The 23,311-nt window shown below is 75.2% G+C and carries 22 protein-coding genes and 1 riboswitch; of the genes, 10 read left to right on the top strand and 12 right to left on the bottom strand.

The features are described from left to right. Nucleotides 1–58: 58 nt before the first annotated feature. Together BLP29_RS18205 and BLP29_RS18200 are read left to right on the top strand one after the other, a co-directional pair. Nucleotides 59–742 carry an ABC transporter ATP-binding protein gene (locus BLP29_RS18205; protein WP_092807194.1) on the top strand — a complete coding sequence of 228 codons (684 nt, stop codon included), beginning with the start codon at nucleotides 59–61 and terminating at the stop codon, nucleotides 740–742. Beyond that, the gene (locus BLP29_RS18200; RefSeq protein ID WP_133379275.1) at nucleotides 742–2,259 is read left to right on the top strand and encodes a DUF6297 family protein; all 1,518 of its coding nucleotides are present in this window, start codon (nucleotides 742–744) and stop codon (nucleotides 2,257–2,259) included. The genes BLP29_RS18205 and BLP29_RS18200 overlap by 1 nt, the downstream gene beginning before the upstream one ends. Nucleotides 2,260–2,280: 21 nt before the next feature. Here BLP29_RS18200 and BLP29_RS18195 read toward each other — a convergent pair whose 3' ends face one another. Beyond that, nucleotides 2,281–3,513, bottom strand: coding sequence for an MFS transporter (locus BLP29_RS18195; protein ID WP_092807500.1), 1,233 nt, complete (start codon nucleotides 3,511–3,513; stop codon nucleotides 2,281–2,283). Nucleotides 3,514–3,586: 73 nt separating this feature from the next. Here BLP29_RS18195 and BLP29_RS18190 point away from each other — a divergent pair, with 73 nt between their 5' ends. Then, nucleotides 3,587–4,180 (top strand): helix-turn-helix domain-containing protein, encoded by a 594-nt coding sequence (locus BLP29_RS18190; RefSeq protein ID WP_207798588.1) that lies wholly within the window; start codon nucleotides 3,587–3,589, stop codon nucleotides 4,178–4,180. Nucleotides 4,181–4,183: 3 nt separating this feature from the next. On the opposite strand, the gene BLP29_RS18185 is transcribed toward BLP29_RS18190, so the two are convergent. From BLP29_RS18185 to BLP29_RS18170, 4 genes are all read right to left on the bottom strand, one after another. After that, nucleotides 4,184–4,945, bottom strand: coding sequence for an energy-coupling factor transporter transmembrane component T family protein (locus tag BLP29_RS18185; protein WP_207798587.1), 762 nt, complete (start codon nucleotides 4,943–4,945; stop codon nucleotides 4,184–4,186). Continuing rightward, nucleotides 4,942–6,420, bottom strand: a complete 1,479-nt coding sequence (locus tag BLP29_RS21855) for an ABC transporter ATP-binding protein (protein ID WP_279385467.1) — start codon at nucleotides 6,418–6,420, stop codon at nucleotides 4,942–4,944. The genes BLP29_RS18185 and BLP29_RS21855 overlap by 4 nt, the downstream gene beginning before the upstream one ends. 1 nt (nucleotide 6,421) lies before the next feature. Next, nucleotides 6,422–7,003, bottom strand: a complete 582-nt coding sequence (locus tag BLP29_RS18175; protein ID WP_092807190.1) for an ECF transporter S component — start codon at nucleotides 7,001–7,003, stop codon at nucleotides 6,422–6,424. Then, nucleotides 7,002–7,104: riboswitch (TPP riboswitch) on the bottom strand. Its footprint overlaps the gene before it by 2 nt. 99 nt (nucleotides 7,105–7,203) lie before the next feature. Then, nucleotides 7,204–8,199: a type IV toxin-antitoxin system AbiEi family antitoxin domain-containing protein gene (locus BLP29_RS18170; RefSeq protein WP_165839440.1), complete on the bottom strand. Its 996-nt coding sequence runs from the start codon at nucleotides 8,197–8,199 to the stop codon at nucleotides 7,204–7,206. Nucleotides 8,200–8,456: 257 nt separating this feature from the next. Here BLP29_RS18170 and fabG point away from each other — a divergent pair, with 257 nt between their 5' ends. Both fabG and BLP29_RS18160 read left to right on the top strand, forming a co-directional pair. After that, nucleotides 8,457–9,215 (top strand): 3-oxoacyl-ACP reductase FabG, encoded by a 759-nt coding sequence (gene fabG / locus BLP29_RS18165; RefSeq protein WP_092807186.1) that lies wholly within the window; start codon nucleotides 8,457–8,459, stop codon nucleotides 9,213–9,215. A gap of 159 nt (nucleotides 9,216–9,374) precedes the next feature. Beyond that, nucleotides 9,375–10,100, top strand: coding sequence for a class I SAM-dependent methyltransferase (locus BLP29_RS18160; protein ID WP_092807184.1), 726 nt, complete (start codon nucleotides 9,375–9,377; stop codon nucleotides 10,098–10,100). On the opposite strand, the gene BLP29_RS18155 is transcribed toward BLP29_RS18160, so the two are convergent. Continuing rightward, a complete protein-coding gene (locus BLP29_RS18155; RefSeq protein WP_092807182.1) occupies nucleotides 10,068–10,691 on the bottom strand; it encodes a hypothetical protein in 624 nt (207 codons plus the stop codon). The two genes, BLP29_RS18160 and BLP29_RS18155, sit on opposite strands and share 33 nt — an antisense overlap. Then, nucleotides 10,688–11,185: a PaaI family thioesterase gene (locus tag BLP29_RS18150; RefSeq protein ID WP_092807492.1), complete on the bottom strand. Its 498-nt coding sequence runs from the start codon at nucleotides 11,183–11,185 to the stop codon at nucleotides 10,688–10,690. Before BLP29_RS18150 ends, BLP29_RS18155 begins: the two co-directional genes overlap by 4 nt. Nucleotides 11,186–11,232: 47 nt before the next feature. Between BLP29_RS18150 and BLP29_RS18145 the strand changes: the two genes are divergently transcribed. From BLP29_RS18145 to BLP29_RS18135, 3 genes are all read left to right on the top strand, one after another. Continuing rightward, the gene (locus BLP29_RS18145) at nucleotides 11,233–11,883 is read left to right on the top strand and encodes a GntR family transcriptional regulator (RefSeq protein ID WP_092807180.1); all 651 of its coding nucleotides are present in this window, start codon (nucleotides 11,233–11,235) and stop codon (nucleotides 11,881–11,883) included. Next, entirely contained in the window at nucleotides 11,880–12,929 is a 1,050-nt protein-coding gene (locus BLP29_RS18140) for a 1-aminocyclopropane-1-carboxylate deaminase (RefSeq protein WP_092807178.1), read from the top strand. The genes BLP29_RS18145 and BLP29_RS18140 overlap by 4 nt, the downstream gene beginning before the upstream one ends. Before the next feature lie 241 nt (nucleotides 12,930–13,170). Then, nucleotides 13,171–14,781: a methyl-accepting chemotaxis protein gene (locus BLP29_RS18135; RefSeq protein WP_092807176.1), complete on the top strand. Its 1,611-nt coding sequence runs from the start codon at nucleotides 13,171–13,173 to the stop codon at nucleotides 14,779–14,781. 92 nt (nucleotides 14,782–14,873) lie between these two features. Here the strand turns inward: BLP29_RS18135 and BLP29_RS18130 are convergent, their stop codons facing one another. The 3 genes from BLP29_RS18130 to BLP29_RS18120 all read right to left on the bottom strand — a co-directional run bounded on the left by BLP29_RS18130 (nucleotide 14,874) and on the right by BLP29_RS18120 (nucleotide 18,332). Beyond that, the gene (locus BLP29_RS18130; RefSeq protein ID WP_092807174.1) at nucleotides 14,874–16,127 is read right to left on the bottom strand and encodes a hypothetical protein; all 1,254 of its coding nucleotides are present in this window, start codon (nucleotides 16,125–16,127) and stop codon (nucleotides 14,874–14,876) included. Between the two features lie 92 nt (nucleotides 16,128–16,219). Continuing rightward, a complete protein-coding gene (locus BLP29_RS18125; protein WP_133379271.1) occupies nucleotides 16,220–17,203 on the bottom strand; it encodes a hypothetical protein in 984 nt (327 codons plus the stop codon). Nucleotides 17,204–17,318: 115 nt separating this feature from the next. Then, nucleotides 17,319–18,332: an ABC transporter substrate-binding protein gene (locus BLP29_RS18120; protein WP_207798586.1), complete on the bottom strand. Its 1,014-nt coding sequence runs from the start codon at nucleotides 18,330–18,332 to the stop codon at nucleotides 17,319–17,321. A 112-nt stretch (nucleotides 18,333–18,444) separates the two neighbouring features. On the opposite strand from BLP29_RS18120, the gene BLP29_RS20775 reads away from it, so the two are divergent. Then, nucleotides 18,445–19,203 (top strand): AraC family transcriptional regulator, encoded by a 759-nt coding sequence (locus BLP29_RS20775; protein WP_165839439.1) that lies wholly within the window; start codon nucleotides 18,445–18,447, stop codon nucleotides 19,201–19,203. A 324-nt stretch (nucleotides 19,204–19,527) separates the two neighbouring features. Continuing rightward, nucleotides 19,528–20,106 (top strand): hypothetical protein, encoded by a 579-nt coding sequence (locus tag BLP29_RS18105; RefSeq protein WP_092807167.1) that lies wholly within the window; start codon nucleotides 19,528–19,530, stop codon nucleotides 20,104–20,106. On the opposite strand, the gene BLP29_RS18100 is transcribed toward BLP29_RS18105, so the two are convergent. Together BLP29_RS18100 and aztD are read right to left on the bottom strand one after the other, a co-directional pair. Then, nucleotides 20,043–21,869, bottom strand: coding sequence for an EAL domain-containing protein (locus BLP29_RS18100; protein WP_243470107.1), 1,827 nt, complete (start codon nucleotides 21,867–21,869; stop codon nucleotides 20,043–20,045). The genes BLP29_RS18105 and BLP29_RS18100 overlap by 64 nt on opposite strands. Before the next feature lie 166 nt (nucleotides 21,870–22,035). Continuing rightward, a complete protein-coding gene (aztD, locus tag BLP29_RS18095) occupies nucleotides 22,036–23,274 on the bottom strand; it encodes a zinc metallochaperone AztD (protein WP_092807163.1) in 1,239 nt (412 codons plus the stop codon). Between the last annotated feature and the right edge of the window lie 37 nt (nucleotides 23,275–23,311).

The raw sequence follows: 23,311 nt of genomic DNA, 5'->3' as shown, positions 1-23,311 counted from the left end.
CGCCCGGGACCGGACCGGAGGCCGACCGGGCACAGGTTCGGCCCCTAGGCTGCCGGCGATGGCGAAGACCGGGCTGCTCGAGGTGCACGACCTGTCCGTCGGCTACGGCGGCGAGCCCGTCTGCGCCCCGGTGACCGTCGCCGTGGCGGCCGGCACCGCGCTCGGGGTCATCGGCCCCAACGGCGCGGGCAAGTCCACGGTGCTGCAGACCCTGGTGGGGTTGCTGCCGCCCATCGGCGGGACGGTCGAGTTCGACGGCCGGCCGGTCGACGAGCGCGAGGCCGCCTTCCGCCGCGACGTCGTCACCGTGCTCGACGACGACGCCTTCTTCCCCTCGCTCACCGGGGCCGAGCACCTGCTGCTCACCGCACGCGGGCACGGGGTCGCCGACGCCGACGAGGTGGTGGCCGAGGAGGTCGAGGAGTTCGGGCTCACCGAGCGGGCGCACGCCCTGCCCTCGGCGCTCTCGTCGGGCCAGCGACGGCGCCTCGCGCTGGCCGCGGCGTTCGTGCGGCCGGCCCGGCTCATGGTGCTCGACGAGCCCGAGCGGCGGCTGGACGCCCAGATGCGCCGCCAGCTCGCCGCCCGCATCGCCGCCGACGTCGCCGACGGCCTCACCGTGGTGTTCGCCAGCCACGACGCCGAGTTCCTGTCCACCGTCGCCCGGCGGGTGCTCGTGGTCGACGACGACGCGTGCACCGTGGTCTCGCCGAAGGCCGCCGTCGCGATGCTGCACGAGTGATGCATGCGGACCCGACCCGCGAGCTCACCGGGGCCGGCGTCCGGCGGGCCACCCGGCAGGCCACGGCCGCCCGCGCCGACACCAGCTGGCTGACCCTCGGCGGCGACGTGCTCAGCGCGCTCACCGTCGCCGGCGTCGTGGTGGCGGTGTTCGGCGGTGCCTTCTCCGCGCTGCGCGAGCGCATCGCCGCCCGCCCCGAGGCCGCCGCCACCCACCTGCCCGGCGAGCTGACCGCGCTGGTCGCTGCGCTGCTGGTCGCCGCCGGGGTGGTCGCCCTGCTGTCCCGGCTGGGCCCGGTCAGCGCCACCCCGGCCACCGCGGCCTGGTGGCTGCCGCTGCCCGCCGACCGCCGCGGCCTGCTGCGCGGCGAGCTGGTGCGCACCTGCTGGGTCGCCGTCGTCGCCGCCGTGGTGGTGGCGCTCCCGGTCGTGCTCGCCGCGCCGACCGCGCCCACCGTGCCCGAGGTGGCGGTCGGCGTGCTGGCCGCGGTGCTGCTCGCCCTGGCCGCCGTCGGGGTGCTGGTGGTGCTGCAGGCCCGCGAGCTCACCGGCTGGGTGGCGCCGGCGGCCGGGGCCGTCGCGACGGTGGCCGTCGTCGTCCCGGCGGTGGTGGGCACGATCGGCACCTGGGGCTGGGTGCCCAGTGGCCCCGGCGTCCCGCTGCCCGTGCTGGCCGGGGTGCTCGTGGCGCTGGCCGCGGCGGCGCTGCTGGCCGCCGACCGGGTCACCGGGCGGCTGCGGGCCGGTGCCCTCCGCGACCGCGGCGCGGCCGTCTTCGTCGCCTCGGCCTCGGCGCTGTCGCTGGACACCCGTGAACTGGGTCGGGCGATGGGCACCCCGGTGCACCCGCCGCGGCGCACGCGGACCTGGGCCTGGGTGCGCCAGCCGTGGCAGGCGGTGGTGGCCGGTGACCTCGCGGTGCTGGCCCGGTCGCCGTGGCGCTGGGGCCAGCTGGCCATCGGCACCGCGCTGCCGGTGCTGGCGGCGCGCACCGACGGCCTGGGCGGGGTGCCGGCACTGGTCGCGGTGGCGGTCGTCGTGGGCTGGTCGATCGCCGCGGTCGCGCTGGGCGAGCCGTCGCGCAGCGCGCACGCAGCACCCGCCGCCGACCGTGCGCTGCCGCTGGGGGCCAAGGACGTCGTCCGGGCCCGGGCGATCGTGCCCACCGCGGCGCTGGTGCTGGTGTGCGCGGTGTCCGCCGGGGTGGCCGGGCTGGGCTGGCAGTGGGCCGCGCTGGGGGCCGCGACCGCACCGGCGTGGGCCGGCGCCGTCGTCCGCGGGGGGTACCGGCCCGAGCTCGACTGGTCGGGGCCCGTGCTGTCGTCGCCGATGGGGGCCGTGCCCACCAGCGTCACGGTCACCCTGGTGCGCGGGCTCGACCTGGGCATCCTGGGCACGGTGCCGCTGATCATCGGCCTGCTGCTCGGCGACGTGCCCGACCTGCTGCTGGCCGTCGCCCTGGGCTGGTCGCTGCTGCTGGCCCTGATCTCGGTGGAGACCGCGCAGAAGAAGGCCTGAGTCGACACCTCTCCGGGGGGGTCAGGGCTGCACGGCGCGGGGCCAGGCGTGGGGGCCGGGGACCTCGCGGATCGGTCGGCTCAGCGTCGCGAGCAGTGCGGTGCCCGCGGTCGCGGCGAGCAGGACCGCCGTCGCGGCGCGGCCCCCGAACGCCTCCAGCAGCACCCCGCCCAGCACCGGGGCCAGCGGCATGACCGAGCTGGACAGGAAGCTCGACGCCGAGCTGACCCGACCCTGCAGGCGGGCCGGGGTGACCGCGATCCGGTAGGCGGCGATGCCGGCGTTGCCGGCCGGGTTCAGCAGCAGGACGACGAACAGCGCCGCACCGGCGACGACCGGGTGCGCCCACCACACCAGCGGCGCAACGGGCACGACGACCGACCAGGCGATCAGCACGGTGAGCCGGCCGGTGGCCACCCGGGCGACGAGCCACGGCGCGAGCAGGGCGCCGAGGATGCCGCCCACCCCGGCCGCGGCGCTGGCCAACCCGATCTCCGAGGGGTGGGAGCCCGCCCGGGCCATCCTCAGGACGACGACGAACAGCAGCGCGTTCAGCACCAGGTTGACCAGCGCCGCCCAGAGCGCGAGGTGCCGGAAGAACGGTCGGGCCAGCACGAACCGCACCCCCTCCCGCAGGTCGGCCAGCCACGGGGAGCCCCGGCCGGCGGTGGCGGACAGGTCGGTGCGGATCCGGCTCAGCGTCCAGCAGGACACCGCGGCGGTGGTCGCGTTGACCGCGAAGGGCAGGCCGCGGGCGACGGCGAGGAGGAGGCCGCCCAGCGGCCCGCCGAGCAGCCCGGCGACGTGCTGCCGCGCCTCGTTCTGGCTCAGGGCCGCCGGCAGCAGCGCGGTGGGCACCACCGACCGGATGGCCGAGATCTGCGCCGGCCCGAAGACGCCGACGGCGGCCCCGGCGACGAGACCGACGGCCACCAGGTGGGGGATGGTCAGCACGCCTGCGGAGGCGGCGACGGCGAGCGAGCCGTAGCAGAGCCCGCCGGTGGCGCTGGCGGCGATCATCAGCCGGCGCCGGTCGAACCGGTCGACCAGCACGCCGCCGGGCAGCAGGGTCAGCACCGTGCCGAGCAGGTAGGCCGCCTCGGCGAGCGAGGCGGTGACGGCCGAGCGGCTGATCGCGAGGCCGACCAGCGGGAGGACGAACGTGCTCATCCGGGTGCCCAGTTCGTTGACCGTCTCCCCGACCCACAGCGTCGTGAAGTCGCGGTTGCGGGCGAGCGCGCGGAGGCCGGTCATGATGCGCACCGTAGGGTGCGCAAGACTTGTTGCGCAATGATGCGTGCGCAACTGGGCCGGTAGCGTGGTCGGCGTGGCGGACGACGAGGACCCCGGCGGCGTCCGGCCGGTGCACGACCCCCGGGTGCTGCGCGGGCTGGCGCACCCGGTGCGCGGCCGGATCGTCGACGAGATGAACGCCACCGGCCCCGTCCGGGCCGCCGACGTCGCCCGTGCGCTCGGCATCCCGGCCAACCAGGCCAGCTTCCACCTGCGCCAGCTGGCCAAGTACGGGTTGGTCGAGGAGGCCGAGGGCGAGGGCCGGGACCGCCGGGACCGCGTGTGGCGGCTGACCGCGGAGCGCGGGTTGAGCATCGACCTCACCGACCTGGAGTCCCGCCCCGGTGGCCGGGCGGCCGTGGGTGTCTGGCGCACGCAGAACCGGGCGTGGGCCCACGGCGTGGTCGACGCCGCCTACGCGCACCCCCCCGACGACGACCGGACGACGCACATCAGCAGCGCCACCCTGCGGCTGACGAAGCAGGAGGCCCGGGAGCTCGCGCGGGACCTCGACGCCGTCGTGGCCCGGTGGGCCGACCGCACCCGGGGTCTGGACGACGGCCGGCGCACGTACCTGCTCGCCGAGTTCCTGCAGCCCTACCCGGAGCTGCCCCCGCCCGGACGGTGACGGTCAGCCGCCGACGAACAGCGGGGCCCAGGTGCCGGCCAGCACGCTGGTGGTCACCGCGGCGGCGGCCACCACGACGGCGGCGGCCACGAAGACGTGGTCGCGGGCGCGCAGCACCGACCCGCGGGCGTTGGTGCGCGCGATGCCGGAGTCGAAGCCGCGGGCATCCATCGCCGTCGCCAGCCGCCCGGCCCGGCGCACCGCGCCCACCAGCAGCGTGAACGCGACCCCGGCCAGCAGCCGCACCCGCGCCAGGGGGTTGTGCCCGGCCTCCACCCCGCGGGTGCGCCGGGCCAGCTGCACGGTCTCGAACTCGGCCACCAGCAGCGGCACCAGGCGCAGCGCGGCCAGCGACCCCACCGCGACCCGGGGCGGGAAGCGCCAGTGCACGGTGAGCGCATCGGCCAACCGCACCGGGTCGGTCGAGGCCACCAGCAGCACGCCGGGCAGCGCCAGCCCGACCACCCGCAGCGCGATGCCCAGCGCGCCGAGCACGCCGGCGTCGCCCAGCACCAGGTTGACCACGGCCAGCGTCGCCGCGCCCAGCAGCAGCGGCCAGGTGCGCAGCAGCAGGGTGCGCAGGGAGGTCAGGCCCGCCGCGGGCAGCAGGCACAGCTCGGCGGCCACCACCACCGCCGGGGTGACGACGTCGAGGGTGGCCAGCAGCACCAGGCTGACCACGACCGACGCGAGGATCTGCGCGCACGGGTTGATCCGCGACAGCGGGACGTCGGGCGCGGGCCCGAGCGCCAGCGAGGCGGTCACAGCGCGACCTCCTCGTCGGCCAGGACGTCGACCAGGTCGCGGTCGTGCGTCACGGTGCAGACGGCGCACCCGGCGGCCCGCTGCTCGGCCAGCAGGGTGACCAGCTCGCGCCAGGTCGCGGCGTCCTGGCCGAAGGTCGGCTCGTCGAGCACCAGCACGCGCGGTGCGGTGGCCAGCGCGGTGGCCACCGACAACCGGCGCTGCTGGCCGCCCGACAGCGTGTAGGGGTTGGCGTCGGCGAAGGGCGCCAGCCCCAGGCGCTCCAGCAGCTCCTCGGCCCGGGCCCGCGCGGTGGCGGACCCGGTGCCGCTGCGCAACGGACCCAGCTCGAGCTCGTCGCGCAGCCGGCCGGTGAGGAACTGGTGCTCGGGCTGCTGGAAGACGGTGCCGATGCGGGTCACCACCGCCCCGGCCCGCCACCGGTGCGGACGCCGCTCGCCGCGCACCGCGAGGTCGGCCGACGCCAGCACCGAGCCCGTGGTGGGTGCGCGCAGCCCGGCCAGCAGCAGCGCCAGTGTCGACTTCCCGGTGCCGTTCGGGCCGGTCACGGCGGTCACCTGCCCGGGGTGCAGCGCGAGGTCGGTCGGCGCCAGGGCCGGCGTCGTCGTCCCGCGGTAGGTGAACCCGGCGCCCGCGGCCACGAGCGCGGGGTCGCGGCGCCGACCAGCTGGGTCCACCGGTGGGGGGCCTGGCTCACCGGCGTCGGTGATCCCGGACGGAGGTGGGTGGACGGGGCTGGTCCATGCCGGGGCCGGGGGCAGCACCAGGCCGGCGGCGCGGGGGAGGGGGCGCCAGCCGGGCGGGTGCTCGGCCAGGCCGCCGTCCCGGACCTCGACCACCCGGTCGACCAGCGGCAGCCAGGGGGCGGCGTCGTGGTCGACCACCAACAGCGTCGTCCCGCGGGCGGCCACGGCCCGGGACACGGCGTCGCGCACGACGTCCGAGCCGGCCGGGTCCAGCTGCGCGGTGGGCTCGTCCAGCAGCAGCAGGCCGGGACGGCGGGCCAGGGCGCCGGCCAGCACCAGGCGCTGCTTCTCCCCGCCGGACAGCGCCTGCGTGGCCCGCTCCCGGCTGTACCGCCAGCCGACGTCGGCGAGGGCGGCGTCCACCCGCGGCCAGATCTCCGCCGGGGGCAGGCCGGCGTTCTCCAGCCCGAACGCGACGTCGTCGCCGGCGCGGGTCATGACCAGCTGCGAGTCCGGGTCCTGCATGAGCAACCCGAGCCGGTCGCGGGCCGCCCGCGGAGGTTCGCCGTCCACCGTGAGCTCGCCAAAGACCTCGGCGGCCTCGGGATCCAGCAGCCCGGCGACGGCGGCGAACAGCGTCGACTTCCCGGCCCCGGACGCCCCGGTGACCAGCACCCGCTCGCCGGGCTCGACCACGAGGTCGACGCCGGTCAGCGCCCAGGCGAGCCGGGAGGCGTGCCGGACCGCCAGCCCGCGGGCGACCAGGCGGGCCGAACCCGGGCCGACCACCTCAGACGCGGCTGCGGCCCGAGGCGAAGGCGCTCAGCGCACCGGTGCGGGCCAGGGCGCGCACCAGCAGCAGGCCCAGCACCCCGGCGACCACCACGCTGCTCAGCACGGTGAGCGCGCCGTAGGGCACCTTCACCGCCCAGAAGGACACCGCGGGGTAGTAGATCGTCATGTCCAGCACCGTGGTCGCCAGCCCGGCGGTGACCGCGGCGAGCACGGCGGTGCCCCAGCCGAAGGAGCGGTAGCGGGCCAGCGCGAAGCCCAGCTCGGCGCCCAGGCCCTGCACCAGGCCGTAGACCACGATGATCCCGCCGTAGGGCGAGGCCAGCAGGCTCACCGCGGCGGCCAGGGTGGAGGCGAAGGTCGCTGCGCCCGGCTTGCGCACCAGCAGGCCGGCGACGACGCCGGGCAGCAGGTAGACCCCGTTCATGATCCCGCCCACCGGCGGGACCAGGGCCACGGCCGAGTTGACCAGGTTCCAGAGGATGAACACGACGCCGAAGGCCACCCCGAGCACGGCGGTGGTCACGATGTCGACGGTGCGCCAACGGGTGCTGACGGTGGTGCGGTCCTGCACGGACACGGTGCTGCTCCAGACTCCCTACGCCGGCATGACCCGGTTCAGGTTCGAGGGTCTGCGGTTGCCCGCACTCTCAGCGCCGAGGCGCTCCCCTGTCGTGTGTTCGGTTGTGCCGCAGATGGTACGCACGCCGCGCAGAGGGTCACCCCACGGTCGTCGGGTCGCGTCGCGACGCGACCCGACGACTGCCAGGTGACCCGCCGTCATCGCGAGCGCGGCCGCGGGGCGAAGACCGCGGTGTACCGGCGCGTACCCGGGGGTGAGAGAGCCAGCATCGCGACCAGCCGCTCGACGGCCCTGGACCAGGCCCGCGGTTCCAGGTCCTCCGCGGCCACCCGCCAGAACCGCAGGCCGGCAGCGGTCAGCTTCTCGGCCCGGCGCTTCTCCTCCCAGACCTTCTGCTCCGCCGACCGACCGTGCCACGGGTCGCGGGTCTTCACCCGCCCGTCGGACTCCTGGACGATGCCCTCCTCTTCCCAGAGCCCGTCGGGGTAGAAGTGCTCGCCGTCGAGGTCGATGCGCATGCCGCGCCGGGGCAGGCGCACGCCGGAGCGGATCAGCCCGAGCCGGTGCCGGGTCTCCAGAGGGGACTCCACGTGCTCCACGGCCAGGTCAGCCAGCCGGCGGGCGTCGGCAGCGCGCGACCACCCCGCAGCCGCGCCGGCGGCATCGCGCAGCAGCTCCGGGGTGACGAGCTGGGGCAGCCGGTGCAGGGCTGCATCGGCGGCGACCACCGCGTCGGTCAGCGGCAGGGTGCGGGCGAGGTCGACCAGGGTGCGGGGCAGCGTCGTCACCGGGATGGCGCGCAGCCGGGTGACGTCGCCGTCGGGCAGCGGTGCGCGGTGGATGCGGTACCCCTCGCCGGTGCGGTTCTGCGCCGGGTCGAGGAGGGCGACGGTGCGGTCGACGGAGCGCGGGAGGGGCAGCCCGTACAGCGTGGCCGCGCTGTGCCGCCCCACGACGGCACCCGGACGCCCCAGCGCGAGCACCACGGCGGCCGTGTCGAGCAGGTGCCGGCCGGCGGCGTCCAGACCCGCGAGGTGGGTGGCCTCGGCCAGGACACCGCGCCGCAGCCGGACCCACTCGCCCCGGCGCAGCTGCCGGCGCACCTCGGCGTCGGTGATCCCGGCCCGGCGCAGGTCGGCGGTGACGATCAGCCCCATCCGTCGGGGGCGGAGCTCGTCCAGGAGCGGGTGCACGCCCGCACCGTGCCGGATGGGCGGCCGGGGCGGGGGTCGTCGTCCACACGCGGTTCGTCCGTCCACAGATCCGGCCGTGGCCTGGACGGACCGCGGATCCGTGCGCAGGGGCATCCCACGGTCATCGGGTCGCGCCACGACGCGACCCGATGACTGCGGGGTGATCCAGGAGGGCGTCCGGCCCGCGTCGCGCCGTCCCCGGGAGCGGCTGGTAGAGATCTCGTGAGACGTACTCACCGGTAGTGGAGGAGCAGGCAATGGCGCAGGCGCAGCGGACGGCGATCGTGACGGGTGCGGCCCGGGGCATCGGGGCGGCGATCGCCACCCGGCTGGCCGCCGACGGCATGTCGGTGGCGGTGCTGGACCTCGACGAGGGTGCCTGCGGCGCCACCGTGGAGAAGATCAAGGCCGCCGGGGGCGACGCGATCGCGGTGGGGGCGAACGTGGCCGACGAGGCCAGCGTCACCGCCGCCGTCGAGCGGGTCGCCGAGGAGCTCGGCGGGCCTACGGTGCTGGTGAACAACGCCGGCATCACCCGCGACAACCTGCTGTTCAAGATGGGTGTCGACGACTGGGACGCCGTCATGGGCGTGCACCTGCGCGGGGCGTTCCTCATGAGCAAGGCCGCCCAGAAGCACATGGTCGCTGCCGAGTGGGGCCGCATCGTCAACCTGTCCAGCGTCTCGGCGCTGGGCAACCGCGGCCAGGCCAACTACTCCGCGGCCAAGGCCGGCATGCAGGGCTTCACCAAGACCCTCGCCATCGAGCTGGGCCGCTACAACGTCACCGCCAACGCGATCGCCCCCGGCTTCATCGAGACCGAGATGACCGCGGCCACCGCCGAGCGCGTGGGCGTGCCCTTCGAGGACTTCAAGAAGATGGCCGCCAAGGAGATCCCGGTGGCCCGCGTCGGCCAGCCCGAGGACATCGCGCACACCGTGTCGTTCCTGACCAGCGAGGGCGCGGGCTTCGTCTCGGGCCAGGTCATCTACGTCGCCGGCGGCCCGCGGGCCTGACCTCGTCGTCCGCAGGTGGGACCCGCTCCCACCTGCGGATGGTTGGGCACCGCGACCCCTCGGGTAACGGGCGTCGCAGAGCATTGCGGCTGGAGACCACGGCCGGGACGTCACCGCCGGGCCAGCAGGGCCAGGCGGAACCCGACCGGGGAGCTGCCCATGCCGTTCGACTGCACCGCCGAGTCCCAGCACTTCGGCTGCTCCCTGGGCCTCGTGCTGCGCCAATACGCCCGCGAGCTCGACTGGGCCCGCGACGGCGTCGTCGAGCTCGGCACCGGTGACGCCTCCGCGGTGGCCGGCGTGGTCGCCGGGGTGCCCGGCCTGCGCGTGCGCTCGTGGGACGTCGACGCCCCCTCGGTGGTGGCCGCGCGCGCCACGATCGCCGAGCACGGCGTGGGTGACCGCTACACCGTCGAGCACGGCGACTTCTTCGCCGGCAGCGCGGGCAGCCCCGCCCGCACCGTGATCACCAACCCGCCCTACCTGCCCGCCCCGGACGGCGACCTCGAGCTGCCCGGCCTGTGGGGCGGGCCCGACGGCAACGCCCTGCTGCTGCGCCTGCTCGATGGCCCGTGGGAGCACGTGGTGACCGCGGTGGCCAGCTACGCCGACCCGGTCGGCACGCTCGAGGCGGCCGCCGACGCCGGGTACCGGGTGACCAGCTTCCTGGCCATGCCGCTGGAGCTGGGTCGCTACAGCCGCGAGCCCAAGGTGCTGGCACGCATCCGCGAGCTGGTCGACGCCGGGCGCGGCTGGGCCGACGAGGACTCCTACATGGTCGCCGTCGCGCTGCTCACCCGGTCGCCGGCGCTGCGCGGGGACCGGGCGGCCGAGCTGGCCGGCGCGCTGCAGCTACCCCTCGTCCCCGCCCTCGCCGCCGCCTGACCCCACGGCCGGCCGGCGCACCAGCGTCCAGATCGGCAGTTCGTGGTCGACCGCGGTGCGGGTGGCGTGGGTGACCGCGAACCCCTGCCGCTGCGCCCAGGTGACGGCCAGCCGCGTGTGCACGGTGACCGCGGCCGGCGTCCCCTCGGCGTCGCAGCGCTCGAGCACCGGGCGGGCGACCTCGGCGGCCAGACCTGCGTGCCGACGGTCGGCCAGGGTGCCCAGGGAGACCAGCCGCCAGTGCGGCTCGTCGGGCAGCCCGAGCGCGCCGAGCCGGTCGCTGGCCAGCACCACGGGCTGCCGGCTGCCCAGCATCCGCGGCAGGTCGCGGTCGAGCACGGCCTGCAGGTCGGCGGCGACCGGCGGGGGGGACGGCGGCGTCCACACGGCCACGCTCGCGCCGTCGTCGGTCGTCCAGACCGAGTCGGTGTCCAGGCCCTGCAGGACGGCGAGCTCGCACCAGCGGTGCAGCCGCTGGGCCCGGCCGTCCTCGGGGAACGCCCAGCTCGACCAGCGGTAGTCGGACCAGGCGCGGGCCAGGGTGGCCGAGGTCCGCGGGACGTCGGGACGCCGGGCGGGGCGGACGGTCACGGCCGGATGACCAGGATCGAGCTGGTGGCGGTCGCCAGCAGGCGGTCGTCGGCGTCGGTGAGCCGGGCCTCGGCCAGGGCGGTGCGACCCCCGAGGTGGGTGACGGTGCCGGTGCAGCGGACCACCCCGGTGCCGGTGGTCATGGCGCGCAGGAACTTCACCGTGAGGTCCAGGCTGGTGTAGCCGACGCCCGCGGGCAGCATCGAGTGGACGGCGCAGCCGCAGGCCGAGTCGAGGATCGTGGCGTAGACGCCGCCGTGCACCGAGCCGATCGGGTTGTAGTGGAACTCGGCCGGCTCGATCGTGAAGACGACCTCCCCGGGCTCGACCGACTCCAGGCCCATGCCCAGGGTGCGGGCGATCGGGGCGGCGGGCAGGCGGCCCGCGGCGATGGCGCGCAGCACCTCGATGCCGGCGCTCGTGCGCACCTCGGCGGCGGACTCCATCGGGTCGCCCCAGGTGTAGGTGCGCTGTCGGGTGGGCTCTCCGGTCATGCCCGGAACGTAGACGGTGCTGGACACCGGTCTCATTGAAATGTTAGATGTCAGTCGTGACCACGCCCCGGGTGCTGCTGCGCGACCAAGCACTCGTGCTGATCCGCGAGGCGATCGTCAGCGGTGACCTGCCCCCGGGGGAGGTCGTCAAGGACGCCGCGCTCGCCGGCCGGTGGGGGCTCTCGGTGGCACCCGTGCGCAGCGCGCTGGCCAAGCTCGCCGACGAGGGGCTGGTCGAGTCCAAGCCGCAGAGCCACACCCGCGTCACGCCGCTGGTGCCCGCGGTGGTGCACGACGCGGCGGTCGTCGTCCGGGCGATGCACGAGCTCGCCGTCCGCACCGCCGTGCCGCGCGTGGACGCCGCCGACGTCGCGGCCATGCGCGACGCCAACGCCCGGTTCGCCGCCGCCGTGGCCGCGGGCGACGTCGACACCGCGCTGGCCTGCGACGACGAGCTGCACGACGTGCTGCTCGACCGGGCCGGCAACGGCGCGGTGCGGGCGACCGTCGACCGGTTCGCGCCGCTGGTGCGCCGGCTCGAGCGGCTGCGGTTCGCCGCCGCGCACGCCACCGACTCCGTCGACCTGCACGACCAGCTCATCACCGCCTGCGCCACCGGCGACGTCGACGCCGCCGTCGCCACCACCACCGAGATCTGGACGGCGTTGCTGTCCGGGCTGACCGAGGAGACCGCATGACCACCACCGCCCCGACCACCGCCCCGACCACGCTGGCCGACTTCCCCCGGACGAACCTGCTGTTCGGGCCCTCGCCCGTGCACCGTCTCGACCGGCTCACCGAGCACCTCGGCGGTGCCGCGGTCTGGGCCAAGCGCGAGGACTGCAACTCCGGCATCGCCTACGGCGGCAACAAGACCCGCAAGCTGGAGTACCTCGTGGCCGATGCCCTCGCGCAGGGTTGCGACACCCTCGTCTCGATCGGTGGCGTGCAGAGCAACCACACCCGCCAGGTCGCCGCGGTCGCCGCGCACCTCGGCCTGAAGTGCGTGCTGGTGCAGGAGAGCTGGGTCGAGTGGCCCGACGCGGTCTACGACAAGGTCGGCAACATCCTCATCTCGCGGCTGGCCGGCGCCGACGTCCGGTTGGTGAAGGCCGGGTTCGGCATCGGGTTCAAGGAGTCGTGGGAGACCGCGCTCGCCGAGATCGAGGCGCGCGGCGGCAAGCCCTACGCCATCCCGGCCGGGGCCAGCGACCACCCGCTGGGCGGGCACGGCTTCGCCGGCTGGGCCTACGAGGTGGCCGAGCAGGAGGCGCAGCTAGGCGTCTTCTTCGACACCGTCGTGGTCTGCTCGGTGACCGGGTCGACGCAGGCCGGCATGGTGGCCGGGTTCGCCAAGCTCGAGGAGGACGGCGGACGCAAGCGCCGCGTGCTCGGCGTCGACGCCTCGGCCAAGCCCGCCGAGACCCGCGACCAGGTACTGCGCATCGCCCAGCGGACGGCGTCCGCCATCGGCCTCCAGCGCGAGCTGACGCTGGAGGACGTCGAGCTCGACGAGCGCTTCCACGCCGGCATCTACGGCATCCCCGACGACACCACCCTGCGCGCCATGGAGACCGCGGCCCGCATCGAGGGCATGGTCACCGACCCCGTGTACGAGGGGAAGTCGATGGCCGCGATGATCGAGCTGGTGCGCTCGGGCGAGATCGCCCGCGACGCGACGGTGCTCTACGCCCACCTCGGTGGCCAGCCCGCCCTGAACGGGTACAGCGCCCTCTTCAGCTGAGGCGTCCGCGCTGACCGTGCAGTCGGGGTCGCCCGCCCGGGCGTGTCCGGGGTGTCGGCGACCGCCACTGCACGGTCGGCCCGACAGGGCCGGGAATCGACATGTGAACCGGAACGTGGTCGTTCCATCGAACGAATATTCGTGCATGCCGTTTTCGTGTTCAAACGGGACGCGGACGGTCGTTAACCCCCGTGCCTGAAGCAGCCGGGCCCGGTACATCGACCACCCGTCTGGAGACACCATGTCCCGCTCCACCACCGCCGCGCGCTTCTGGGCCGACCGCAGCGTCAAGGTCAAGGTCCTCACCGCCGTCGCCACCGCCTCCGCCGTCGCCGCCGCCGTGGGGGTCGTGGGGATCGCCGCTCTGGGCGAGAGCGCTGACATCACCCAGCGGATGTACGAGAACAACGTGACCAGCATCATCTCGATCAGCCAGATGCAGCAGGACGCCGCGAACATCCGGATCGCCAACCGCAACGCGGTCCTGGCCCTGGACGAGGCCGGTACGCAGTCCGCCCTGCAGGCTGGCGACGCAGCCTTCGAAGCCTTCGCCGAGCACATGGCCGACTACACCGCGTTCGGCATGGACGACGACAAGTGGGAGCTGCTGGACGACGCCACGGCCAACATGGAGCAGGCGCGCGCCGTGGCCGACCAGAGCCTCGAGCCGCTGGCGTTGGCCAACGACTACGACGGATGGGTCACCACCAACACGGCAGAGGTCAAGCCGCGCTTCGACACGGTGGTGGCCGACCTCAACGAGTTGGCCGAGATCGAGCGGACCCAGGCGGTGGCCGCTGCGGAGAGCGCACGGGACTCGGCGTCGGCCTCCCGCACCGTCAACCTGGTGACGCTCCTGGTCGGCATCGCGGCCGCGGTGGCCATCGGCTGGCTGGTCGCCAGCAGCGTCGCCCGCAACCTGCGGAAGGTGCAGGACGCGACGGACAAGCTGGCTGCCGGTGACCTGACCGTGCAGGTGGGGCTGACCAGCCACGACGAGCTGGGCCGGATGAGCGCCTCGCTCGACGCGGCGATGGTGAACCTGCGCGGGGTGATGACGAAGGTCGCCGGGGCGTCCGACGCGGTGGCGGCCTCCAGCGAGGAGCTGTCGGCATCGGCGGCGCAGATCTCGGCGTCGTCGGAGGAGACCTCGGTCCAGTCGACGGTCGTCTCCGGTGCCGCCGACGAGGTCTCCCGCAGCGTGGCCACCGTGGCCGCGGGTGCCGAGGAGATGAGCGCGTCGATCCGGGAGATCGCGCAGAACGCCAACGAGGCTGCCCGGGTCGCGGCCGCGGCGGTCAGCGAGGCCGAGACGACGAACCAGACCATCCAGAAGCTGGGGCTGTCCTCCAAGGAGATCGGCGACGTCGTCAAGGTGATCACCAGCATCGCCGAGCAGACCAACCTGCTGGCCCTGAACGCGACCATCGAGGCCGCTCGCGCCGGTGAGGCCGGCAAGGGCTTCGCCGTGGTGGCCAACGAGGTCAAGGAGCTCGCGCAGGAGACCGCCCGCGCCACCGAGGACATCGCCCGGCGGGTGGAGTCGATCCAGGCCGACACCGGTGGTGCGGTGGCCGCGATCGGGCGCATCGGCGACGTGATCGGGCAGATCAACGACTACCAGCTGACCATCGCCTCGGCGGTGGAGGAGCAGACGGCCACGACCAACGAGATGTCCCGGTCGGTGGCCGAGGCCGCCGGTGGGACGACGGAGATCGCCGCCAACATCAGCGGGGTGTCCACCGCGGCCGACTCGACGACGCAGGCGCTGTCCCAGACCCGCGTCGCCGTCGACGAGCTGTCCCGGATGGCGGCCGACCTGCGCACCAGCGTCGGCTCCTTCCGGTACTGAGGAGCTGCCGGGCTCGCACGGATCCACGTGGAACATGCGGGCACGCCGACGGCCCGGTCGTCGCGAGGACGACCGGGCCGGGGCGGGGCCGCCTAGCGGGTGGAGCGACGGGCCGCCCCCACCAGGCCGAGGCCCGACAGGAGGGCCAGCAGCCCGGCGAGCAGCGCGGTGCCGAGCTCGCTGCCGGTGTAGGCCAGCGAGCTGTCAGGGACCGAGCTGCCCGACGCGACCGGGGTGCCGGCCGCGACCGGGGAGCCCTGCAGGACCACCGGGGTGATGCCCTGCGGGGTGCTCGGGCTCTGCGGCGTCCCGGGGGTCTCCGGGGTGCTGGGGATCTCCGGGGTGGTCGGCGGCGTGGTGGGCGTGCCGCAGTCGGCGGCGGCCGAGCCGAGCAGACCGATCCCGTTGCCGCAGACGGTCACGGGGACGTCGACGTCGCCGCCGCCCCCGCCGGCCGGCAGGGTGCAGGTGCCGGCGGCGTCGCCGAGCAGGCCGATGCCGTTGCCGCAGACCGCCACCGGGACGTCGACGTCGAGACCGCCACCGGTGCTGGGGGTGCCACCGGTGCCGGTGCCCGGGGTGGGGCCGGAGGTGGTGCAGGTGCCGGCAGCGTCGCCGAGCAGGCCGATGCCGTTGCCGCAGGCGGTCACGGGGACGTCGACGTCGATGCCGCCGCCGTTCCCGCCGGTGCCGGCAGCCGGGGTGGTGCCCGTGCCGGTGGTGGTGCCGGTGCCCGTGCCGCCGACGGCGCCGACCCCGTTGCCGCCGATCAGCACCGGCACGTCGACGTCGAGGCCGCCGTCGGTGTCGTCGGTGGCCGGGGCGGGGGTGGTGCAGGTGCCGGCGGCGTCGCCGAGGACGCCGATGCCGTTGCCGCAGGCGGTCACGGGGACGTCGACGTCGATGCCCCCGCCGGTGCTCCCGGTCGACGCCGGTGCCGATCCCTGCGCCTCGGCGTCGCCGAGGACGCCGACCGCGTTGCCCGTCACCGTCACGGGCACGGTGAGGTCGATGCCGCCGCCGTCACCGGCCGGGGCGGGTGCCGGAGCAGCGGGTGCCGGCGCCGGCTGCGTGCCGGCGTCGCCCAGGACGCCGACCGCGTTCCCGGAGACCGTGATCGGGACCGAGATGCTGAGTGCGCCGGCGTCGACCGTCAGGGCCGCGTCGGGTGCGGGGGCGGGGGAGCCGGAGTCCGCGGTGCCCAGCAGGGCGATCGCGTTGTCGGTGACGGTGACCGGGACGGTCACGTCGAGGCCGTCGTCGGCGGAGGCGATGCCGCTGCCGACGGCCAGCAGGCCACCGGTGAGCAGCGCCGTCTGCAGGCCGCGCTTCATCCACACGTTCATGAGGGGTTCCTTCTCGAGGAGAGCCGATTGAGGGAGCCGACCGCAGGGGTCGGGTCGAGCCGGGCCGCGGCGCAGGGGCCGGGACGGGCTGCTCAGTCGGGCGAGAAGGAGGGGTCGAACGCGGGGCCGCCCGTGGCGTCACGGGCGGTGTCGGCGGCCGCGAGGAGACCCGCGGTGCCGGCGGCGAGGGGCGCGGCCGAGAGGTCGGCGGCGGCCTGGTCGTGCTGTGGGGTGCCGCCGACCGTGCCGCCGACGGGGGCGGTGGCCGGCGGGACGTCGCCGGGGGTACCCGGGACGGGCAGGTCGGACGGCGCCGATCGCGGCAGCACCTGGCCCCCGGCGTCGCCCCGGACGGCAGCGGAGCCGGCGGAGGAGGCCGCGGTCGAGGCGGTCGCGGAGGCGGAGCCACCGAGCACCAGGACGGCGGACGCCGCCGACGGGTCACCGCCGACGGTGGGCTGCAGGAGGTCGGCCGCGGCGGAGGGCGCGGGGGCCAGCACCGGCCCGGTGACCGGCGCCAGGGCGTCCACCACGGGGTCGAGCGCAGGGTCGAGCGCTGCGACCACGGGGGTCAGCGCGTCGACGACGGGGGACACGGCGTCCACGACCGGCGACAGCACCCCGACCACGGGGGCGACCGCGCCGACGACCGGCGCGACGGCGGACGCGACCGGCGTGACGACCGAGCCCACGACCGGGCTGACCGCCGTCACCACGGGGGTCGCGGCCCGCACGACCGGAGCCGCCGCGGGGGTCACCGCCTGGCTGATCACGGGTGCGACCGGTGCCGTGGCCTCCCGGACGACGGGTGCGACCGGGACGCTGATCTGCTCGACGACCGGGGCGACCACGGCGGTCACCGGCGCGGTCACGGCCGTCACCGGCGCGCTGACCTGGGCCACCACCGGGGCGACCGGCGCGGTCACCGTGGACAGCAGGCCGCTGACCGGACCGGCGGGTTCGTCGGCCTGGGCGGCGGCCTGACCGGCCAGCCAGACCCCGGCACCCACACCGGCGACCACGAGGGCGCGCCCGGCGAGGCGGCGCAGGTGGGGACGACGACCAGCACTGGCCACAGCTCCCACCTCCACCCTGAGTGACGGAACGACAACACTCAGTACAACGAGACGGAACCGTTTCCGCCACCGCCACGACGTCGTCCGATGGGGTGAAACGAACGGTCACGTTCCGTCAGGAGGGGATGGTGGCGGGGTCCCCGGCCACTGCCTCGGCCAGCATCGGCACCAGCTCGTCGAGGACGTAGGGCAGCGAGAGCGGGCTGGTGAAGTAGATGGCACCGGCCAGCGTGCCGTCGGTGAACGCCAGGTGCCCGCCCTGCACCGCCGTCAGCGACCGGTACACCTCCAGCGACTCGAGCGCGGCGCGGTCGGCCGGTCCCTCGGTGCCCCAGACGAGCACCTCGGCCTCGTTCAGCACCGATGCCTGCTCGAGCGGGATGTAGGCCTGCCCCTCGGTCGCGAACCGGTCGATCGCCGCGGGCACCGTGAACCCCAGGTCGGTGAGGAAGGCCGTCGACAAGCCCTCCTGGTAGGCGATGAGGTCGCCGTCGTAGACCGCGTTCTGCAGGAAGACCGCCGGGACGCCGGCGAACTCCGGGTGCGCGGCCGCGGCCTCGGCGAACTGCCGGTGCAGGTCGTCGACGATCTCCTGGGCCTCCTCGGCCTTGCCCAGTGCGGTGCCGATTGCCAGCGTCTGCACGTCCCAGGCCTCGAAGTACCCCTGCTCGGTGTGCGCCACGACCGGGGCGATCGCCGACAGCGTGTCGTAGGACTCCTGGTCCAGGCCTGCGTTGGTGGCGACGATCAGGTCCGGGTCGAGCGCTGCGACGGCCTCGTACTGCAGGCCCTCGGCGGTGGACAGCACGGTGGGCTCGGCGTCCCCGAGCTCGTCCTGCGCCCACGGCCAGGTGGCGTACGGCTGGTCGCCGTACCACTCGGTCACCCCGACCGGGACGACGCCGAGGGCGAGCAGGGTGTCCTGCTCGGTGACGCCGACGCTGACCACGCGGGTCGGTTCCGCCGGGACGGTGGTGCTGCCGAACGCGTGCTCGACGGTGACCGGGAAGACCCCGTCCGCCGCCGTCCCCCCGTCGTCCCCGGACGGGGCCGAGGGCGACGAACCGCAGCCCCCCAGCAGGACGACGGCGAGGCAGGCTGCGGCGAGACGGACGACGGGCGGGCGCACGGGCACTCCTGGGACGACGGGTGGGAACCGGCAAAGGTTAGGCTGCCCTTGCTCGACCGGGACAGCACCGCAGCGCCCCGGACCAGGAGCCCAGCGCTCGCCAGGAGGCCCGGTGACCGTCGTCCCGTCCATCGACCACGACGGCTCCGCCCTGCGTGACGCCTGGACGTGCGCCTTCGACGCCGAGGAGCCCGGCGGCTGGGGCCAGCACCGGCACGACCAGCACCAGCTGGTGTGGACGGCGTCGGGCTCCGCCCTGGTGCTGGCCGGTGAGCGCTCGTGGGTGCTGCCGCCGTCGCGGGCACTGTTCGTCCCCGGCGGGGTGCCGCACGACGTCGTCCTCCGGCGTCCGGCCGCGCTGCACTGCCTCTACGTCTGGCCGCGCGCCTGCCCGCTGCCGTGGACGGCGCCGACCGTCGTGGCCGTGTCGGCGCTGCTGCGCGAGCTGCTCCGGTCGCTGGGGGGTGCCGGCGGCGACGGGCCCGTGGCCGCGGAGGCACTGGCGCTGGTGCTGCACGAGCTGGGTGGGGCGGCCACCGCCGACGACGGTCTGCCGTGGCCGGTCGACGGTCGGGCACGGGCGGTGGCCTCGCGGCTGCTCGCGGCGCCGGCCGACCCCACCCCGCTGGCCGACTGGGCCGCGGCGCTGAGGGTGGGGGAGTCCACCCTGCGCCGGGCGTTCGTCGAGGGCACCGGGCTGACGTTCACCGAGTGGCGCAGCCGGGCCCGGCTGCAGGCCGCGCTGCCGTTGCTCGACGCCGGTCTCCCGGTCGCGGCAGCGGCCGCCCGCGTGGGCTACGGGTCGGTCAACGGGTTCGGGGCCGCCTTCCGTCGCAGGTACGGCACCAGCCCGGGTGCGCGCCGGGGCTGACCGCGTGACCTGCGTCGCGCTCGTCCGTGGGCGCGTCGCGCCGGGCCGGTCCGACCCGGACGACGGGCAACGCCCCCGGACGGCGGACGACGTTCACCTCATCGGGCGCAGGCCTGGGCGAGTACGGTGGGTATCGCTACGTTCGGTCACCAGATGCACGGCTGATTCCCCGCCCGGGGCATCGCAAGGACCCGAGCAAGTACGGAGCGTCATGATGCGACAGTTGCCGACCACCCCGGTGGTCACCGGTGCCACCTGCACCGAGGAGCCGGTCTGCACGCTGGTCGTCGCGGCCCGCGGGACCACCGGGTGGGGGTCCACCCGATGAGGGTCGAGCGGCTGCAGACGGTCCCGGCCGAGCTCGTCGAGGGCTTCTACGTCCTCTACGCCGATGCCTTCGAGCCGCTGCGCGTGCTGGCCGCGGCCCGCCACGTGCTCTCGCCCGCGGAGTTCGCCGAGGAGATGGCCGACCAGCGCATCGACAAGTACGTGGCCTTCGACGACGACGGCACGGCGGTCGGGCTCACCACCTTCACCGGCGACCTCTCGTCGGTGCCGTGGATCGAGCCGGCCTACTTCGCCGCCCGGCACCCCGAGCACGCCGCCCGCGACGCGATCTTCTACCTCGGCTTCACCCTGACCGACCCGCGGGCGCAGCGGGGGCGGGTCTTCCGGGTCACGCTGCAGCCGATCATCGACCGCATGGTCGCCGCCCGCGGTGTCGTCGCGTTCGACATCTGTGCCCACAACGACACGGTGAAGCACCTCAGCCGCGGCATCGAGCGCTCGATGAGCGCGGCGTGCGAGATCAGCATGCAGCCGCAGGACGTGCAGACGTACTACTCCGTCGAGTGCCACGGCCCCAAGGCCGCGGTCGCGACCCCGGCCGCCGCCGCAGCCTGAACCCTGGGTGCAGGGGACGACCCGGCCGGTCGCGGACGAGGGGCGAGCGCCGTTCGCCGGGGGAGGGGCACCAGCTCCTCGGCCGGTCGGGGGCGGCCGAGGAGGTAGCCCTGACCGAGCGGCGCCCCGAGGGCCAGCAGCTGGTCGCGCTCGGCGGTGCTCTCGATGCCCTCGGCGACGAGGGTCGCGCCGGTCTCGGCGGCGTAGGCGATGAGTGCGCGGGCGACGGCTCGGCGGTTGCGGTCGGTGTCGATGTCGCGGACGAGGGCGATGTCGAGCTTGATCACGTCGGCGTCGAGCCGGGTGATGTGGGCGAGGCTGGCGTAGCCGGACCCGGCGTCGTCGATGGCGATGCGCATGCCGCGACCGCGCAGGTGCTCCAGGTGCCTGGTGAGGGCCGGGTAGTCCAGGACGGCGTCGTGCTCGGTGATCTCCACCAGCAGGCGGTGCGCGGGGACGGTCGCGAGCAGGTCGTGGGTGGCGGGGTCGGTCAGCGCATCGGGGGACAGGTTGACCGAGAGGTACCTGTCCTCGGCGATCCGGGGCAGCAGCGCCAGTGCCGAGGCCAGGGCGCGCTGCTCGAGCCGTACACCGAGGTCCAGCCGGGCGGCCTCGGCGAAGACGAGGTCGGGGCGCAGGGGCCCGCCGTAGGTGTCGGTGAACCGGGACAGCGCCTCGTAGCCCACGGTGGTGCCGCTGGCGAGCTCGACGATGGGCTGCAGCACGGTGGTCCGGCGGGATCCGTCCAGCAACGGCTCCAGCAGGGCCCGGTCGACGGCGGTGCGCCGTCGTTCGGCGAGGTGGCGGTCGACCTGGAACGCGACCAGGCGGGCCAGCACCTGCAGGGTCTCGGTGCGCGCGGCGCCGTCGGCTGTGCTCGTGGCGGCCCGGTCGAGGGTGCACAGGGTGCCGTGCACGGTGCCGTCGGCCAGGACCACCGGCACGCCGTTGTAGGAACCGACCCCGAGTGCGGCCGTGACCGGCATGGCCGCGGTCACCGGGTGCTCGGTGGTGTCGGGCACGCTGGAGGGGAGGTCCCCGCGCAGCATCGCGCTGCAGTAGCCGGCCTCCTCGGGCAGGCACAGTCCCTGCTCCGGCGACGGGCCGCCGGGACGTGAGCTCACGTGGGTCCAGGTCTGCTGACCGCCGGCCAGGTGGGACAGGAAGGCGACGTCGACCCCGAGCACGTCCCGGGCGGACGCGACGAGGTGGTCGATGGACCCGGTGGTGGCGGGGGACGTCTCGGTGAGGCCCAGACCCATGGTGGCCAGCCCGTCCAGGACGTCGCGGTGCCCGTTCATGCGTCGCCGGACGACCACGACCAGGCCGGCCAGCCGCGCCAGGGCGCACGCGGCCGCCTCCTCGTCGGCGGTGAAGGGCGGCTGCTCGGGGGTGCGGGCGAGGTACAGCGCGCCCAGCACGGCGTCGTTGACGGTGACCGGGGTGGCCAGCAGCGGCCCCATGGGCACGTGCCCGTCCGGGAACCCCACGGCGGCCGGGTGGTCGGCCATCCGCTCCAGGCGGAGGACCTCCCCGGCCAGGACGGCGCCGATCAGCCCCACGGGCCGCGGCAGGCGGGGCATCGCGCCGACGTCGACGGGGCTCATCCCCTGGTGGGACAGCGCAGTGGTTTGCCCGTCGGCGCCCACCAGCAGTGCGATGCCGAACTGGGCGGAGAGCAGCCGGCGCGACGAGGCGACCAGCTCGTCGAGGATCCCGGCCTCTCCGGGCACCTCGGCGATGGCGACCATCGACCGGGCCATGTCCACGGGTTGCACACGTCACCCATCGGCGTCCGGCCGCCGGGGTGCAGCGGATCGCGGAGGAACTCCCCCTTCGGGTGCACCCGGGGTGCTCGTCCCGGGAGCGGGCACGCCCGGGCCCCGCGGTCGCGATCGCGGGGCCCGGGTGTGCTCGGTGGGTGGTCGGTCAGCCGGTGACCACGGCGATCTCGACGGGGGTGACACCGAGGTCGCCGGTGGCCAGGACCTCACCGGTGGCCAGGTCCACGGCGTGGACGGCGTCGGCGGCGGGGTCGGTCACGTAGGCGATGCCGTCGTGCACCTTGAGCGCCGGGTGGGGGTCCTGCCACTCGGCGGGGCCCTCCCACGCGTCGATCACGGGGTAGCTGGCGGTCAGCTGACCGGTCTGCTCGTCGATGAGGTGCAGGGCGCCGTCGGTGCCGAGCACGACGGCTTCGTCCTGGGGCCCGCGGGCCAGGTCGCGGAACGTGTACGCGACGCCGTCGGGCAGCGGGACGACCGTGAGCTGGTCGGTGGTGGTGTCCACGAGCGCGACCCGGGTCAGCTCGTAGCCCTCGGCGTCGGGGTCGTCGTTGTAGTCACCGACGGCGACGGGGGAGTCCTCGGTGGTGAAGATGTTCCCGGTGCGGCCGTAGGTGTCCGGAGCGGTGAGCTTGGTGAACTCGCCGTCGTAGATGAGGATGCCGTCCTCGCAGCCGAAGACGGCGACGTCGCCGGCGACGGTGCCCTCCCCGTGCACGCCGGGGCACTGCTCGTTGCGGGCGGTCTCCTGGCCGTCGGCGTCCAGGACGCGGACTCCGGTGCGGCCCTCCTCGTCGCCCAGGGTGGACAGCAGGGTGCCGTCCTCGAGCTCGATGGCCACGCCGTGGTGGGCGGCCTCCGACGTCCACTCCCGGGTCTCGGGCAGCCCGTCGGCGGTGAGCAGGTCGGCGGTGGTGAAGGAGGTGATGTCGCCGGTGCCGTCGGCGAAGAGCACCGTGCGGTCGCCGTGGACGACGACGTGGCCGGCGGTGTCGGCGGCGAAGACGTCGTCGGTCAGGGCGGAGGGCCCGGCCCAGGACTGGCCGCCGTCGGTCCACACGCCGGCGTCGAGGACCTGGAAGCCCTCCTCGGTGGTGACCAGGGAGTGGCGGCCGTCGCCGGCCGCGTTGACCCGGAGGAAGCCGTCCAGCGCGTGGTCGCCGACGACCTCGAGGGTGTCGGCGTCCAGGACGAGCAGCCCGCCGTCGTAGGTGAGGGTGATGCGGGGCTGGGGAGCGGCGACGGACTCGGCGGACGCGGCCGCGGACGACCCGGGGGCCGAGCCGCTGGCGTCGTCGGCCGGGGACGAGCAACCGGCGACCAGGAGGCCGACGGCGCCCACGGTGGCCAGGCGCCACGGGGAGGTGAGGCGAGCTGTGTTCATGTTGTGCACTCTAACGGCAATGACAATCATTCTCATG

The sequence above is a fragment of the Klenkia marina genome, from assembly GCF_900101025.1.
Taxonomy (GTDB): domain Bacteria; phylum Actinomycetota; class Actinomycetes; order Mycobacteriales; family Geodermatophilaceae; genus Klenkia; species Klenkia marina.
The sequence above is the reverse complement of the archived record's forward strand: the minus strand, read 5'-3'. Positions and strand labels throughout refer to the sequence as shown.

Bases quoted from the DNA above. Each gene is read 5' to 3' on its own strand.
- BLP29_RS18205 (WP_092807194.1), top strand. From the start codon at position 59: ATGGCGAAGACCGGGCTGCTCGAGGTGCACGACCTGTCCGTCGGCTAC.
- BLP29_RS18200 (WP_133379275.1), top strand. From the start codon at position 742: ATGCATGCGGACCCGACCCGCGAGCTCACCGGGGCCGGCGTCCGGCGG.
- BLP29_RS18195 (WP_092807500.1), bottom strand. From the start codon at position 3,513: ATGACCGGCCTCCGCGCGCTCGCCCGCAACCGCGACTTCACGACGCTG.
- fabG (WP_092807186.1), top strand. From the start codon at position 8,457: ATGGCGCAGGCGCAGCGGACGGCGATCGTGACGGGTGCGGCCCGGGGC.
- BLP29_RS18160 (WP_092807184.1), top strand. From the start codon at position 9,375: ATGCCGTTCGACTGCACCGCCGAGTCCCAGCACTTCGGCTGCTCCCTG.
- BLP29_RS18150 (WP_092807492.1), bottom strand. From the start codon at position 11,185: ATGACCGGAGAGCCCACCCGACAGCGCACCTACACCTGGGGCGACCCG.
- BLP29_RS18145 (WP_092807180.1), top strand. From the start codon at position 11,233: ATGTCAGTCGTGACCACGCCCCGGGTGCTGCTGCGCGACCAAGCACTC.
- BLP29_RS18140 (WP_092807178.1), top strand. From the start codon at position 11,880: ATGACCACCACCGCCCCGACCACCGCCCCGACCACGCTGGCCGACTTC.
- BLP29_RS18135 (WP_092807176.1), top strand. From the start codon at position 13,171: ATGTCCCGCTCCACCACCGCCGCGCGCTTCTGGGCCGACCGCAGCGTC.
- BLP29_RS18130 (WP_092807174.1), bottom strand. From the start codon at position 16,127: ATGAACGTGTGGATGAAGCGCGGCCTGCAGACGGCGCTGCTCACCGGT.
- BLP29_RS18105 (WP_092807167.1), top strand. From the start codon at position 19,528: ATGAGGGTCGAGCGGCTGCAGACGGTCCCGGCCGAGCTCGTCGAGGGC.
- BLP29_RS18100 (WP_243470107.1), bottom strand. From the start codon at position 21,869: ATGGCCCGGTCGATGGTCGCCATCGCCGAGGTGCCCGGAGAGGCCGGG.
- aztD (WP_092807163.1), bottom strand. From the start codon at position 23,274: ATGAACACAGCTCGCCTCACCTCCCCGTGGCGCCTGGCCACCGTGGGC.